The 17,559-nt window shown below is 53.1% G+C and carries 3 protein-coding genes; all 3 read left to right on the forward strand.

Going from position 1 to position 17,559, the window contains the following annotated elements; translation table 11 throughout:
* The first annotated feature begins 19 nt into the window (after positions 1-19).
* The 3 genes from ADU23_RS11395 (at position 20) to ADU23_RS11405 (ending at position 17,493) form a co-directional block, all read left to right on the forward strand.
* Positions 20-7,645, forward strand: a complete 7,626-nt coding sequence (locus ADU23_RS11395) for an S-layer homology domain-containing protein (RefSeq protein WP_053373857.1) — start codon at positions 20-22, stop codon at positions 7,643-7,645.
* Positions 7,646-7,766: 121 nt separating this feature from the next.
* Positions 7,767-16,781, forward strand: coding sequence for a chitobiase/beta-hexosaminidase C-terminal domain-containing protein (locus tag ADU23_RS11400; RefSeq protein WP_053373858.1), 9,015 nt, complete (start codon positions 7,767-7,769; stop codon positions 16,779-16,781).
* A gap of 22 nt (positions 16,782-16,803) precedes the next feature.
* Entirely contained in the window at positions 16,804-17,493 is a 690-nt protein-coding gene (locus ADU23_RS11405; RefSeq protein ID WP_053373859.1) for a S1 family peptidase, read from the forward strand.
* The last annotated feature ends 66 nt before the right edge of the window (positions 17,494-17,559 follow it).

Consider the following 17,559-nt stretch of genomic DNA (forward strand, 5'->3'; position numbering starts at 1 on the left):
GAAGATAGGGGGCAGTCAGGTGGGAAAAGGGAAGAGAAGCGGTATATTCATACTCGCGTTGTTATTGTTTATAGCTTCAAACTACGCGGGTGTCGAAGCCGTCGCAGCTGCGGTGAACAGTTCCAGCACGACGGTGCTGCAAAATGAATTTATTAAAATTACGGTTGATAACAGCACAGGCCGCTTCGGTATCCGGACGGTAGAAGGCCAACCGATTCGGAAAAAGGATCAGAATGTCGATATGCTGTTTCGCGGCGACGATCCGGAAACCTCGTTTACAACGTTCAAAATCGACGGCACCGACTATATATTTGGCAATCCATATAAATTTTCCACACAGTTTTTCTCGGAGACGTCGAAGCCGAGAATCATTCAAAACACGAACGGAACGAAGCAGATCGAAACGATCTGGAAAATCAAAGGGGTAGAAATTAAGCAAATTTTGATGCTTTATACGGACAGCGCCGACAAGCTGAATGCCGGTAACGTCAATATCCGCTACGAGGTCGTCAACAAAAGCGGCGCCCAGGTTGAGGTAGGCAGCCGAATTTTGCTCGATACGATGGTTGCGGGCAATGACGGTCCGGAATTCCAAATCGGAACGACCTATAAGTCGCCGCTGACGGTAGAGAGAAAGCTGGTGCATGACCCGGAGCGTCTGGGCATTCCAGCAGTAGATCAGCCGGTCTACAAGCTGCCTGCCTACTGGGTGATGCGTGACAAGCTTGATCTCGACAATCCGCAGGCAACGAATGTTATCGCGTATGGCTTCAACAATTTCGCCGAAGGTAACATCAACATAGTCGACGAGATGACGGTTGGCCATTGGAACAGCCTCGCGAATACGAAGTGGGATTATACGCCGAATCCGAACCTTGATTTTACGCGCGATACGAATGATTACGGCACGGCAGATTCGGCAGTCGCCTTTTATTGGAATCCCAAGAAGCTGGCGAAGCAGGCGACAAAAACGTTTGAGACGGTATATGGACTAGGGGAAATCATTGCGCCGGACAAAGTTTTCTCGATTCGTTATATCGATCCCGTACAGCAGCTGGCTACCTTAGAGGATAACAGCGCTTATGTGAACGAGGGTATTTTTGATATCAACGTTGAGATTGAGAATCTTGCCATGTTCGATATGGAGCATTCCAAGATTACTGTGGATATGGCGCTTCAGAACGGGCTTAGCTTTGTCAGGGTAGACAATGCCGGTCATATTGTCCGAGATAAGGACAACAAGCCTGTGCTCGAGACATTCCGCACCCAATCGCTGGAACGGAAGAAAACCGCTACGCCGGAGGAGACGGCCAATAACATCGAGCCGATGTACAAGCCGGGCGAAACGGTAACGGCAACCTTTAAGGTACAGGCAACGGGCAGGCCTTGGCCCGTAACGCGGCAGTACATGGTTACGGCGAAAAGCCCGGAAACCCAGAAAAAAATGGAAGGCATGAAGGACGAGGGCATTAAAGCGCAATTCGAATCCAGCAAAACCAATTTTATTCTTCTGCCGGCAGTCGGAGAAGCGGTGCCAACTTATGTGTATGGCATGTCGCCGCCAGAGCTGTATAGCTCCGATGTGAAATATATCTCGCTTAATCTCTCTAATATCGAAGCATACAACACGGGCAATGATACCACGGCGCCTAACTTCGATCTTTATTTGCAAGAGAAGGTAACCGGCAAACGATATAAGGCAGACGTTAAAAATGCCGTTATTTTGCAGCCTGGTGCCGACGGCTTCGCGGGCGACATGCGGATTACGTACCGGGGCGGCGATCTTGTAGACGCGGCGGGCACTGTCGTGACGCCGAATCTGGGACCGGAGCTTCCGCTGGGTGAATATGTAGTCGAGATCGATTATAAAGGAACCGCAGGCGGCGACAAGGAAATTGAGGCGATGTATGACATTACGACAAGCCAAAGCTTCTTTGTAACCGACAATGAGGAATCCCGTATCAGGGAAGCTAACATTTTGGCTATTTATAAGCAAACGGTTGATTTAAGCTTCGTAACGCCTAATGTGAGCGGCAAGCTGCTGGAAGAGATTAATGATGCTTTTCCGGGAACGCCGTTTAAGAACGGTACCGATCTTTATAGCGCCGTTACGAGATATAAGGAAGCCAAAACAATTGTGGGCATGGCAAGCAAGGCGACCGATCCCGAATTTGATTTGGCGGAATATTTGGATGCGGAGTCGCTGAAAGAAGTGGCTGCCTACCAATACCAGCTGTTTGAATCCGAGGAGGAGCTGGAGGAGTTTTTTGAAGAAGAGGATGGCCCGGAGCAGCTTGTCGTCATTCGCGGCATGATCAAGCAGGTCGGCACTGGCGATGAGCAGCAGTTGGTCGTGGACACGAAGACGGAGCCGGCCATTATTAATGAGTCGGTGGCGTATAGCGGGAAAGACATCGTGCTTGTGCCAGGCAAGCTGGATCTAGGCTTGTTCACCAAGCAGCCGAATAAGGGCGCTCTGAATGACATTCCTTTTTTCGACACGCTTATCGTGAAGGGCGACGGCATTCTTAGCGTGTCAAGCAGCGGTTTTGTTTTCCATCAAGGGGAATGGACGCTGGATTTTTATAACGGCTTTAATAAATCGCTGGGCGAAGGTTATATCGTTAACGACGAGGAGCTGCCAGACAGCGAAGGCAATGAGGAAGACGATAGTCTGAACGGCTCGCTCGACTGGGCTGCAGGCGGTCTTGGAGATGCGCTTCACCCGCTCCGCAAGCTGATGATTGAGACGATTTATTTCAACAAACATAGCTTGTTTGCGGCACCGAGCTTCTCGATTGACGGCTTCGGCCTCACCTTCAACGACTTTATTCTCCGCGAGGGAGGCGTCTCGTTTGGCGGCTCGATTTCATTGAAGATACTGGAAGCGGAAATGCGCAATGTCATTTTTAACGACAAAGGTTTTGTAGGCATTGATGCCGGACTTAAATTCGATTTGGGCCAAGACCTCGGCTTATTCGGTGCTGAGAAGTCGAAGGATGGCGGGGACGAAGAGGGGTCTGGAGGAACGGCCAGCGGCAAAATCAATATCGTTCATTTTGCCCAAAAGGTGGAGGGCGTTAACAATCAATACGGACTCCAGTTCAAAGCGGATTTGAAGGATATGGTCAAGGTTCAGATTGAGCTTTCGCTCAAGCAGGTCGATGACGGCCGGATATTGCCGGATGTGATCGCTTTTGGCACAAGCTTGCCTGATCCTGGCGTGCTCATCACGGGCGCGACGTATTTGACGGATATAAGAGGAGCGGTGCGCGAGCTTGCGGATACGATTGCGGGCGGCACCAAGAAAGACCCGTTCCCGCTCATCGTTGAAGCGGGCGTTAGCTTAAAGTTTGGTGTTGCTCCGGCATATTTCTTCGGGGACATTGATCTTACGGTGAAACGTACGGGGCTTAAGGTTGAAGGGAAAATGGATTACTCTTCAAATCCAGAGCCCGAGGACGATGATCTTGTACCCATGCTGACGAAAGCAATGATCGAGGCGCAGTGGGTAACGCCATGGTTTGTGCGGCTTGAAGCGGAGGTTGATGTTGGCGGCTGGGATGTCATTATCGGCAAAGCAGGCATTTTCGTCGGGCAAAACCTAGAGAAAAACCGGATCGACTTTGAAGGTTACATCGGCGCGAGAGTGCAAATACCGTCAAGCGTTCCCGTCGTAGGCGGCATGCCGCTCTCAAGCGTATTCCTAGGCATTAATAATGATAAGCTGTGGGGCAGCGTAGGCATTTTATTTATTTCCCTCGGCATTACCTATTATTGGGGCGGAGGCGTTGAGTTCGGAACCTCAGGCGAACAGCTGCCGGAAGGCTTCATTCATATGGTGATTGAAGATCCGGAGAAGGGTCCGCGTCTGATGGTCATTGGACAAGGCGTCGAGACATTAGCCACATCATGGCTTGATACAGAGAAGGAATCGCAGGAAATTACGTACCGTAAAGTTTCGGAAGGCGTAAGCGTGCTGGATACCGGATCAATGGGTCTTGGCATGGGCGGCATCGTTGTGAAAAATAGCGGAAGAGTGCACGAGATTCCGCTGAACGGCGTATCCGGCAATGCGATGATCGAGATGGATTACGATGCGACGGAGCTTCCGAGCTTTACGCTGAAGGATTCGTCGGGCAAGCTGTACCCGGTTATCTTTGACAATACGAATACGAACCCGCAGGCGAACGCCTTTACGCAGCATATTTCTGCGGATCAGTCGGCAGACGGCGTCGATTCGAGAAAGGCTTACATTATTATTCCGCAGGATCGCGCAGCTGCAGGCGGCACTTGGACGCTTACCTCCGTGAAGAAGGTCGAGAGCAGATTGCTTAATATCCCGACTGCGCCGGAGCTGACAGACGTTAAGCTGAACCAAAGCGGAACGGATGCAAACGCGTTTACGGCTGAGTGGAAGGTTAACAACGCGCAGGCTGGAGATACGATCAACCTGTATCTGACAGAGGATGCGCTGGCAGACGCAAGCACGGCAAAGGCAGGCGGACAGGAAGTGCTGGAGCCGGGAGAGCCTGGGCTGTTGATTGCCAAAGACTTGCCTGTTGACAGCAATGGCAGCAAGTCAGGCCGCATCACTAGCGGAAGCAAAACGATCGATGCATCGAATGTTTCCTTGCTTGGAGATACCGAGGACATCCGCGGATTATTGCAGCAGGGCCATTATTATCTGCGCGCTGAGCTGAAGTCGGAGGGTGCTTTTGGCACCAAAACATCAAAAGAACGGTTCGAAATCATCGATCCGCTGGCGCCAAGCGAGGTTAGCGACGTTTTGATTCAGCCTGCGGGCAACGGGCTGTTCGCTCTTTCCTTCAAGCCTTCGGCGAAGAAGGCAGGCCATGCCGGCTTTGAGCACAGCTACGCTCTTGATGCGTTCAAGGAACGCGGCGGCGTTTTGGAGACGTACGAGCCGTTCGGTCAATTATTGTTTACGGAGACGGAGCTAGCTCCTTATTGGAATGCAGCAAAAGGCATCTATGAAGGCATCCTTATCGGAGGCTGGGCAGCGACATCCACTTCGAACGCGATTGACCAGAAAGGTCTAGTGCCGCTTAAGAATGCCAACATTGACGTGAAATATACGGGGCTTGAGATCGACAAGGATTATATCATTGGCGTTTCTGCCGTTACGAAACCGACCAAGGCTGCGGATAAAAATGAAAACTATCATTTTGCAGGCAGTGTAAAAAGCGCAATGAAGCATCTGCCTTATCCGAATAAGCCTGTGCTGAATGCGAGCTCGACCGATGGGCGATTGGAACTGGACTCATCGAAAAAATTCATTAAGCTTCTTACGAATAAAACCGAGCAAACCATCGGCCTTATTGCCAGCCATAAAGATGTCGAGGTGGAAGCGTTCTACGCGGATCAATCGATTGGCAAGACAAGCCTCAAAAATGAGGGGCCGAATAGCCGCGGCGAATTGACATTCGATCGGTTTAAGACCGACGGTCCTTATGCCATTGAATTGGTGTCTACCAATAAAGCGACCCATGATGTATCCGTTACGATGCTGTATATAACCGTAGATACGCTAGCGCCTGTGCTCTACATCGACGAGCCGGTAACGGGAGCTAGAACAACAACGGGCACGATACAGGTTGCCGGAATGACAAGCAACGATGCCCGCCTATGGGTAAACGGGCATGAGGTTCCGGTAGCGGACGATGGAAAATTCAAAAGCTTAGTGTCAATCGAAGGGAAAGAAGCTACGGCGCCGCTCCACTTTGTTTCCGAGGATTTGGCTGGCAACGAGAATACAGCGACCGTTATCGTCAGCGATTCTTCATTCGAGGCTCCGGCAGCACTGGTGCTGAAGCCGCTTGAGAAGATCAAGCCCGGCGACAGCGTAAAGGTCAAAGCAGTGCTGAAGTTTGCAGACGGTAAGAGCGCTGACGGCAAACCTAAGTTTAAGGAAAAAGAAATAGCTGCGGCTGACTTGAAGCGGCTGCATTTCTCAATCGGAATGGGAGATGCCGTTCATCTGACGGATGCTGGCGAGATCATCGGACTTGATGTTGGCGCTAGCTTAATTGAAGCGGAATACAAACTGACGGATGATGTCTCGCTCAAGGCGATGGCAGCGGTAACGGTCGATTGGCCGGAGCAAACCACGCTAAGAAGAATTACGGCATTCCTGTCGCCAATCAGCGGCGTTACGAACAAAACGATGGCGACGATTGGCGAGGCGGGCGATATGACCGGCCAACAGCTGGCGTACAAGGTGTATCCGCAAAATGGCGCAGATGCGCAGCTTCCAACCTTCGGGCAGGATCTTAGCGAATGGGCTAACTTCCCAAGGAATGGGCAAATGGACGCTGCGGCCGGAGATACGATCATTATTGCAGCTAGAGCATCATTAACGAAAAAAGCTACCGCTACATCGGCGAAGCTGGCTGCCAGCCTATGGACGGCAGGCGGCGGAGGTGGCGGCGGAATAATCCTGCCTCCTGTTATGCCGGAGGGTCCGGTTGAGGTCGTGATCAATAACAAGCCTGTCCAAGCGGAGCGAGAGCAGGGCGGCGTCTCCATTCAGATTACAACGGAGATGCTCCAAGCGGCAGGCTCTGACGACGTGGTCATTGCAGGTGCAGACGAGGCGGTTGCGGGATATAGCTTCCGCATGGATGCATCCGCTGTGAAGCAAGCGGTGGACAGCGGCAAGAGCATTAGCATTAGCCTCCCTATGGCACAAATCACGCTCACTCCAAAAATGCTGGAAGGCGCAGCAGGCGGCTTGTCCTTTAAGGTAGGCGTCAACGATGAAGCGGGCATTAACGCTTCGAAGAACTTGGCGAAGAGCTTGAGCTCCTCCTTGCTTGGCGACGGGCAAGGCGTGACAATTACGAGCAATCTTCCGGAAGCGAGCTGGAACGGCTATGTGTCGCTGCATGCAGCCGTTCCGAAAACGGTTCAAGCAAGGGAGATCAAGGCAGTTATTCTGCAAAGCGCGGACGGCACTTGGACCACATTGCCATGGAAGCTTGGCGGTACGGCAGAGAAGCCATATGTCGATGTGAAGCTTACCGGGGAAGGCAAGCTGATCTTCCTGACTACTTCACAAGCCTTTGGCGATGTGAGGGTCGGTTATTGGGGAGAGAAAAGCATCGGCGAAGCAGCATCGAAGCTGTTCCTTCTAGGCAAAGGAAAGGGCCGCTTTGAACCGGATAGCCCTATTACAAGGGCCGAATACCCTACGATTCTGCTGCGGGTTGCAGGATTAATGAATAAGACGGCGGACGAGGGCTTTACGGATGTGAAAGCAAACGCGTGGTACAAGCAAAGCGTATCCATTGCCGCAAAGCTCGGCATCGTAAACGGTTTGGCTGACGGCAGCTTTGCGCCTGCGGCAACCTTGAACCGAATGGAAGCGATGGCGATGGTAGGCAGGCTGCTGAAGTCGCTTGAGCTAGGCGGAGATTTGGATGCGGCTGAAGCTGCGCAAATTCTCTCTTCGTTCGAGGATAAGGACAGCATTCCAGAGTGGGCTGTCATTCCGGTCGCGCTGACGATTAAGCACGGCATTATTCTCGGAGACAAAGGCAAGGTCAATCCGGGCGATGCGCTGACAAGGGCGCAGGCCGCTGCAATCGCGGCAAGGCTGGATCCATTTATTACGAATCATTAATAACAGATCGTACCCGCATAAGTCGAAATGACCTATGTGGGTACATTTGCTCTGTCATCTCGTTCGTAACGGACTGGAACAATAGATTTTTTTGCAAACATTAATTTGAGGCGGTGTGGAAATGGCAGTGAAGCAAAAATCAATCTACCGGATTGTCTTTGCTGTATTGAGTATCGCAATTGCGGTATTTGCCGGCGTATCGATTCTGACTGCAAGCTCGGACCGTTGGACGGAGCACGCGGACGTGAGTTGGTATAACGAGGATTACAACACTTATAAAATTGATACGCCCGAAAAGCTTGCGGGCATTGCCAAGCTGGTCAATGACGGCGTTTCGCCAGACGGCAAGGCGATCAACGGCTTTAGCGGCAAAATTCTTGAAATCAACAACCATTTTGATCTTTCTGCTTACACATGGGAGCCGATCGGAACGGCGTTAAATCCGTTTAGAGGCACTCTCGTGACCGAGGGCGGGCAAAGCTTTACGCTGACGGGCATGAACGTAGCTGCGGACAATACCTATGCGGGTCTCGTCGGCTTGATGGACGGCGGAACGGTTGGCGGCTTCGACTTCGCAAGCGGAACAATCGAGCTTGTATCGGTCACGCAGTCTACGTATGCGGGAGCGGCAGTTGGCGCTATGGCTAATAACAGCATGGTGTTTAACATCACTAACCATATACCTATTAAAGTAAGCGGAGCGGGAACCTACGTTTACGCGGGAGGAATTGTTGGCTCGGGCGAGGGATCTATTTCGAATTCGAGCAATCTCTCTACGGTAGACGCTGCAGGCTCGTATGTTTATACAGGAGGCATCGCCGGACGTGCGAGCGATGGCGGCCTGTTGATCAAGAAAACGGCTAATGCGGGTGCGATTGCAGCAGGCAATGCGAGTGCCGCCGAAGTTTATGCAGGCGGTATCGTCGGTTATGCATCGGGCGAATTGCTGATGCAGGAGCAGGATACGCCAATTAGCAATACGGCAAACGTTACGGCAACGGGCGGAACAGCCAGCTATGCGGGCGGCATTGCAGGCAAGGCGGCTTCCAAAATTACGTTCTCGGCATCCACGTCGAGCAGCGGAGCGGTAAGAGTAGACGCCCAATCGGCGAACGGCACCTATGCTGGCGGGCTTATAGGTGCGATCGCGGCGCAGCAAGGCAGCTACCTTTATCATGTGAATTTCTCAAACAGCGGGCCGATCGAAAATAACGGAGGCTCGAATGTATATACCGGCGGCATCGCGGGTTATATTCAAAGCGATTTTAATTGGGCTGAGAGCTATGTTGGCCAAGTAAGCGTAACGGCAAGCGGTTCGGCTAATGTGTACACGGGCGGTTTAATCGGCAGCGTATCAGGCGATGTGCGATTTGACGGAGCCGCGCAAAATACAGCCGAAATAACAGTCAACGGCCAACCGGATGAAGCGTATACCGGCGGACTAATCGGCTATGGCGGCAGCCGCGTGTTATTTGACGGCGCGGCGGCAGGCGAGTATGCGAACAGCGGCAAAATAACGGTAAACGGCGGAACAGGCGTTTATACCGGCGGAATCATCTCCAACCGGGCGTATGCGAAATTATCCGGCGAGCCAAGCCTTAATGTTGAAAGCACAGCCAATATCGAAGTTAACGGGACGGCTAAGCTCTATACTGGAGGCTTTATCGGCACTTTGTCGGAAGGCAGCGATAGAACGATTTCCGGCGCAGCATTCGCCAAGGAATTGAAGGTCACGGCGGCATCGCCGACTGTAGACAACAATGTGCGCACGGGCGGAATTGTGGGTTACTTGGTTAACGGGGTAATAACCGACAGCGCATTTCAAGGGAAGCTTGACGTGACTGGCGGAGATGAGGTGTATACGGGCGGTATTGCGGGCGTCGTAAGTGGCGGCAGCCTATCCGGTCTGTATGCCGGCAATGCAGTTAGCAGCCCTGCGCAAATCGTTACCGATGGTTATGCAGGCGGTATTGCAGGCAGGTTGAAAGGAACGGTGCAAGGGGCCGAGGTCACGCAGCTCTCCCTTAAAGTGAAAACAGCGGGCGGCACGGCAGGCGGTGTCGCAGGCAGAGCACAGGGAGAAATCAACAGCGCGATCGTTGGTTCTGCAAACGAGGAGCATGCGGATACGGTTCAAATCGAGGTCGCTGCAAGCAACCCGGCAGACGGGGCGGACCGGTTTACAGCAGGCGGCATCGTAGGTGCGAATGATGGTGCTCTATCCATTGCGGCAAGCAAGGTGACGCAGACGGGCTTCATCAGCGAGGCAGGCAGGAAAAACCACAGCTTGGGCGCGGTAGCAGGCGTATTAACGGCTGAAGCCGTTGTCGGCGATGCTGGAACGCCTATCGTTGTGGAGCAAATGCTCTTTAACGTTCAAGCGGCAGAGAGCAATGTCGGCGGAGCGATCGGCGTCAATTACTCGCCGAAGGTGAATGTGACAATCGAGAACGCTGAATTTAAAGTTCCAGCCGCTTCTGTTCATGCAGGAGCCATTGCGGGCGTCAATCATGCAGCCTTTGAAGGTGCGGCAAGCAGCTTGAGCGCACGCGCCATTAAGGTGGACGCGCAAGGTGACGCTGCGCATATCGGCGGCCTCTTCGGCGAGAACCACGGGGCGGTTCCGGCAAGCTTGGCAGAGGACGTTACGATAACGGCGGCAGGATCGGATAATGAGCTTGGCGGTATTGCAGGCCGCAATACCGGCGCGCTTACCGATAATAAAGCGGTTAATATCGCAATTGCTGCGAACGGGACGAAGGCGGCCGCAGGCGGTATTGTGGGACGCTCTAACTCGGAGAACAACGCGCCAAAGGCGATTATTGCCAATGCGTCCGTTCGAGCGGCTGCGGAGCCAATGATAACGGCTGCGGCAGCGGACAGCAATATTGGCGGTATCGCGGGTTTTGCCAGCCGGACGAAAATTCATAACCCGGTAGTCGATTCCGTCGTGCCCGATTACGCGATGCTGTCGGTTAAAGGAAGCAAGGTTGCAGCTGGCGGCATAGTGGGACGAATCGGACAAGGAGCCATTATTGGCGATTCCGTCCGGACGAATACGGAAAATGTGGTTGTCTCCACAACGGCGGCGGCAGCAAACGGCCATATCGGCGGTATTGCCGGCTATAGCGAGGATACGCTGCTTGATCGTTTAGTGGCAAGCAAGATCAATTTGATCATTAACGGCGAGCATACCGTTGTGGGCGGAGCGGCGGGATACAACCGAAGCACCGATACCGCAATTATTACGAACGTGTTTGCAGAAACCTTGAACGTGACCGTAAACGATAAAGCAGCATTTTCAACGGCGGGCGGCTTGGTTGGGCTTAATGACACCCGTGCGATGGATGCAGGCTCTGATCCGGCAGCGGCACCTAGCACGATTCAAAAAAGCCGATTTGTCGGCAAGGTTAGCGTTGCGGCTCCTTCCGCTGTTACCGGCGGCTGGGTTGGCGAGAATCGCAGCTTGATTGCCAATAACAACATCTCCGATAAAACACCGGTGCTATCTACGGGGATGAATGCAACGGTTGGCGGATTTGTAGGCCTGAATCAATCAAAAGGAACTTTATACTATACCTATTCCAATGCGAACCTCACCATTAAAGGTAAAAATGCGTTGGCTGGCGGATTGGTCGGCGACAATGCGGGCCGCATCACGGCTTCTTACGTTGACATCGATGTTACGGGCCAATCGGAGGGAACTTCGTCGAAATCAGTCGCTTTGGGCGGACTGGCAGGACGGAACAGCGGTGACATTACGAAGTCCTACAGCGTTGCGAATGTAACGGGCACAGGCGTCTACACCAATGTAGGCGGTTTGGTAGGCGAGCAGACGGCAGGAACGATTACGGATTCCTACACGGGCAAAGAAGTAAAAGCGACTAACGCAAACTCCTTCGCCGGAGGCTTCATTGGACGCATTACGGGCGGCAAAATATTTACGAGCTACTCCTCCGTACCGGTATCGGGCACTAATGGCGCTTTTGCAGGCGGTTTTGCCGGACGGTATGACAATGCGAGCAAGGAATTGCTGTACAAGTCCTATTATGTGAAGGACGAGGACCGTCAAATTAATAAGGATTTGCCGGATTTTGCAGACGGCAATCATCGCTTTCTTAATGTGCATGCTAGGCTGAGCACGATACTTGAGGCGACGCTTCGCGACCGGAACGTTTTCCCGGCGCTGTCGGGCTGGGACTTTGTCGAAGCGTGGAAATACGGCTCGCCAAATGCCAGCTACAAATATCCGGAGCTGAATCGCAGCGCGAATAACGGCGGCGGTGGCGGCAGCGACGTCAATGCGAATATTAGATGGTACATGCTGGATAAGGATGCCGTTGCCTTCGACATCGGAACGGAAGCGGAGCTGGCTGGACTTGCGGCTATCGTCAACGGTACCATTCCGGGTCTTGAACGGTTCGATTTCCAAGACAGAACGATTCGGATCGTCAATCCGATTCATATTCAGTCCACGCAGTGGATGCCGATCGGCAGCAGCGAGGCGCTTGCTTTTGAAGGTACCTTTGATGGCGGCGAGCATCTGATTGACGGACTGACTATTTTGCCTAGCCAAGATTATTCCGGCTTGTTCGGGGTCATCGGTACAAACGGAGTTCTCGGCCATGTGGTCATTGAGCCAGGATCGATTGATGGAGGCAGATACACAGGCGTGCTTGCCGGACTTAACAAAGGGGCTGTCTCTCAAGTTAGCGTCAAGCTGCTTAACGGCGCGGGCGTAAGCGGCGGTACAGTAGGCGGCATCATTGGCAAAAATACGGGAAATATCGCTGCATTGTCCCTGTCGATTGCAGACGGAAGCGGGATAGAAGGAAAAGGAGCCCAGCCTGTAGTTGGCGGTATCGTGGGCGACAATGCTTCTGTTTTTGCAGAGCATACGATTCGTATCCAAGGCGGCTCTATAGGAAGCGCGGCAGCTGACGCCATTGTCGGCGGCATGGTCGGCAGGCAAACCGGCGATGCAGGCAAGCTGAGCATGAACCTACAAGCAGCAGCAAGCATATATGCTACGGGTGATAACAGCATAGTAGGCGGCGTCATCGGCAACCACGTAACGGGTGCTGCGGAAAATATGACAGCAGCCTTCGAGCACGGCAAGCTGGAAGCGGCGGGCAACGCCTCTATCCTTGGCGGAATCATCGGACGCTCCGATGCGGGAAGCACACTCCGTCATTTAAGGGTGACGGGTGCCGGTGAAGGTCCGCATTTAGTTGGCAAAAGCACGCTAGGCGGCATTGTCGGTTCGAAGCTCGGCAGCGCAAGCAGCAGCTTCGATATGGAGGACCTCTCTATCAAGCAAGCAGTGCTTGTTACGCCGGCTGACAGCAGCTCTGCCATTATAGGCGGCATTGCTGGGAAGCTCGCAGATACGGCAATCACTAATCTGTCCTCCCAAGCGAACATAACGGCTGCGGGAGAAAACGTAACGGCTGGCGGTATTGCCGGCTTATCGCAAAACACGATTATTTTAAAGGCAGACGTTGTTCCGAATATCGTTTTTGCCGCAAAGTCGGGAGAAAGCGCCATTGGCGGTATCGTTGGCATCAGCAACTCCTCTGATCGGGATAAAGCGTTCGACTTCGGAAGACTGATTCCGCTTTATCATGGCGTTTATGATGCGATGGTTCAGGGCGGTTCGATCCAATCGACCGAATCGGCTCAAGGCGCTGATCTATTCGTAGGAGGAATTGCCGGTAAAAACAGCACGGCTTCTATCTACCAATCGAAGGCGGCCTCGACCATTGCGGTGAGCGGCGGGAAAACCGTCGCGATTGGCGGCTTGACCGGCTTTAATGATGGCATCATTGTCAGCTCGGAGGCTCAGAATGGCATCCTAGCGGATAAAGGCAGCGTTTATCATATTGGAGGAATCGCCGGATTATCTGCCGGCGGCGAAATCCATTATACAAAAGCAGTTTCGCCAAATGGCGAGAAAATAGCAGTCGGCAGCGCCGTTACGCAGCCAGGCGTTGTTCCGGCAGCGCAGGTAGGCGGCTTCGTGGGATCGGGTGATTATACCCGCATAACGAATTCGACCTCCAATGTTCCAATCGAAATTAATTGCATCAACCCGGATAACACGATTTACGCGGGCGGCTTCGCCGGATTGCTTGGCGATTCCGACAACCGCACGGGACTCATTCAGTGGGCGTACGCTACGGGAAGCTTGAATGTAAATGGTCTAACGGGCGCCTATGTCGGCGGCTTCGCGGGATCAGTGGACCATTACTCCATTAGCGATGCGTACGCGTCCGGCAATGTGCAAAATGCCGGCTTCGATACGCGAAGCGGCGGCTTCGCAGGCGCTGTTGAGAGACAAGCGGTTATTAGCAAGGCATACGCGGTGCTGGGCAGCATTCAGACATCGGGTATCAACGCAGCAACTATCTCTTATACCGGCGGCTTCGCAGGCTATAACGACGGAACATTAAAGAGCGTATACGCCGATGTATCCGATATCGCTGTTAAAGCTAGCGGCGCGAACGTGTATAAAGGGTCGTTTATCGGCTACAACTTCAGAGACGGTAAGGCCGAGCAATCCTCGTACAAGGGTGCTCTCGCACCAATCGGCCGCAATATTGGAGCTGCGGAGGGACTAACTCCGAAGGATTTGACAGCAGGGCTTGGACTTAGCGACTGGAGCTTTGATGTGGATACGACATTCCTCTCGAATCAGGGAACGACGGAGGCTGTCGTAACGAATGCCAAGCAGCTTGCAGGAGTCGTGCTTCTGTATAACGATACGGGACTCGATTATTACCGTTTGTACAACAGAGCGGCAACGGCCAAGCTGAATTTGGCGAAAATCACGCTGGCGTCCGATATTGCGCTGAACAACCGGAAGTGGGTGCCTATTAATCGGTTCGCAGGCGAGCTGGATGGACAGGGCCATTCGATATCGGGCTTGAAGCTAACGGCAGGCGATGCCGGGGCAGCAGGCTTCATTAGCGAAAATGAAGGAAAAATTCATCATCTCACGTTTGCTGAAGCAAGCGTAGAGGGCGGCGAGAGCACAGGGATCGCAGCCGGCATCAATAGAGCTGGCGGAACGATTGAAGATGTTTCGGTCAGCGGAACGGTCAGCGGACAAGGCAATGTCGGCGGCGTAGTCGGCGTGAACGAGGGACGAATCGCAACCACGTATGCAAGCGGAACGATCAGCAGCGTAGGCGCTGAGAAAGTGACCGCAGCAGGCGGAATAGCCGGCCATAACAAAGCAGGCGCTTCGATAACCGAATCGTTCTCTTACGCGGACATTCGTTCTGCTTCCAAACAGGCGGCAGCAGGCGGAATAGCCGGTCTTCAGCAAGGGGAGATCGACAATACCTATAATGCAGGCCGTGTAGCGGCACAGGGCACGGAAGAAGCGCGGGCAGGCGGCATTGCTGGGCTAGCTTCGTCAGGAACGATCAGCCATTCATTAAATACAGGCGAAATCGTTGCCTCCGTTGGCGGCAAGCTGGTGAAGGGCAAAACCTTCTTCGGCGGCATAGCCGGCCAGAAGAACAATGCGGCAGCGCTTATTCAGAACCTATTCAATAAACAAATGCTGAAGGCAAATTTCGCTTACCATGATGCGTCAGGCAAAAGCGCAGCGGGACAAGCTTCCGAAGCATCAGGCTTGCTGGCGGCGGAGCTTGTTTCAACGAAGCTTCCAGCACAGCTTGGAGCTGCGAAATGGAAGGCGGCAGCCGGCTTCTATCCGCGCCTGTCAGCCTTTAACGGCCATGATGCTACTGCGCTCAGCACGGCGGCAATCCTTTTGAACGAGCGTGATTCCGTGAACAAAATCAAGACAAGCTTTGATTTGACTGCGGATAGCTCGGTGAAATGGACCGCTAAGGCGGGGGAGGCGCTAATCACAACGGCTTCCGGCAAGGTCAAGGGCTCCTTAAGCACAACGGGCAGCGCGGCGATAACCGCATCCATTAATGGCAAAGCGCGCACGATCGTTGTAAATGCGGCAGCGATTCCTTATGCGGAAACGGCGCTTGCACCTACGGTTGTTTCTGGCGAAACGAACTTTACCGATAAGGTGACGGTTAAGCTGGCAACGGAGGAGCTTGACGGACGCATCTACTACACAGTGGACGGCAGCGAGCCGGATGAGTATTCCCTGCTCTATATCGAACCGATTGTTTTGACGGAAACGACGACGATAAAAGCAATGACGGTATTTAGCGAGAAGGAGAATAGTATGATCTTTTCCGGCTTGTGGACGAAGAAACCGAATGCGGGCGGCGGCTTCGGCGGCGGCGGATTTGTTCCGCCGGTCGTAACAGCGCCTGAGATTTCGGCTGTTGTTGGACAGAAAGCAGCAGACCCGGAGTCGGATGCGCCAATCATCGTAGCGCGCAACAGCAAGCTTGTATTGTCAGCGCCAGCGGATCAAATCATTTACTACACGACTGACGGCAGTTTGCCAACAACGAAGAGCCTGCGATACAAGGGGCCGATTCTGGTTACCGGCAAGATGACGATCAAAGCGATTACCGATAAGAACGATCAGGTCGTGACGATTCATTACGAGGTAGAGAATGCCAAGTACGATTTGAAGCGCGATGCCGCAAGCACCCCATATATGGCGGGTTATGAGAGTGGAGCGTTCAAGCCTAATGCGGCACTTACTAGATATGAGCTTATGAAGTCACTTTCATTGCTGCTTGATAAAGAGGACGTTAGCGTGGGCAGTCTGTTCAGCGACGTGCGTGCCAGCGAAGAGGCACTGGTATCCTTCTTCAACTCGGCTGGCATCGTAGAAGGATATCCGAACGGCACCTTCCAAGGCGAGCGCGGACTTACGAGAGCTGAATTTGTTGTCATCATGTCCAGAGTGCTGAAGCTTTCGGTCACGAAGCAAGGGGCGGCGTCGCTCTCTGATGTGAAAGGCCACTGGTCAGAAAAATACATTAATGCCTTTGCGGCAGCAGGTTACGTTCAAGGCTTCCCGAATGGGACGTTCAAGCCGAACGATGAAATTTCGAGAGCGCAGGCGGTTGTCCTAATCAACCGTGTCATTGGCGCTCGCAAGCAAAGCGAGTCAGACATGCATTATAACGATTTGTCGCCTTCCCACTGGGCTTATGGCGATATCATGTCGGCTGCATTGAAGTAGGCTAAGAGGAGTGATACTTAACATGAAACGGACGATCCAATCCAAACTCTTACTGGCATGCATCGTGGTATCGCTATTGTCTTGCATCGTTTTGTTTACGGGAGCGGGTGCGCAGACGCCAGCCATCCAGAATGCCGAAGGCATTTATGAAAATGCGGGCGATGCCGTATTTTATCTGCGGGCGCTGCGAAGCGACGGCACCGTGCTGGCAGTTGGCAGCGGGGTTGTCATTTCGGCGGACGGAGAGGCGGCAACCGCCTATCATGTTGTAAAGGATGCTGCGCGGCTAGAAGCTATTCTAGCCGACGGCAGCGCTTTGAAAGGGGTCAAGCTGCTTCGTTACGACGAGCTTACCGATGCAGCGCTGCTGAAGCTGCCTGCGCGAGTGGATAGCAAGGGGAAAATAAAGCTCTACAGCATGCTGCTCATTAAAGAAACAGCGTTAAAGCATGGCGAGCGTATATTTGCAATTGGCTACCCGCTCAAAAACACGCCTATTATTACAGAGGGAATCGTCAATAACCCTAAAGCGGAAATTAACGGCAGAGACCGCGTTCTCGTATCCGCGCAGGTAGCAAGCGGAATGTCCGGCGGACCGGCCATTGATGAGCAAGGGCGGCTGGCGGGCATCATTTCGGGCTCGCTGCGGACGATGAACAACATCCATCTCGTCATTGCTGCCAGCGACCTGCGGCAATTAATGAAAACTTAGAAAATGGCCGAAAGAGGCTGCTTCGATAAAGAAGGCTCAGTTCTCATATCGGAATGTCAGCGAGCT

This window comes from Paenibacillus sp. FJAT-27812 (assembly GCF_001273905.1).
In the GTDB taxonomy this organism is placed as follows: Bacteria; Bacillota; Bacilli; order Paenibacillales; family Paenibacillaceae; genus Pristimantibacillus.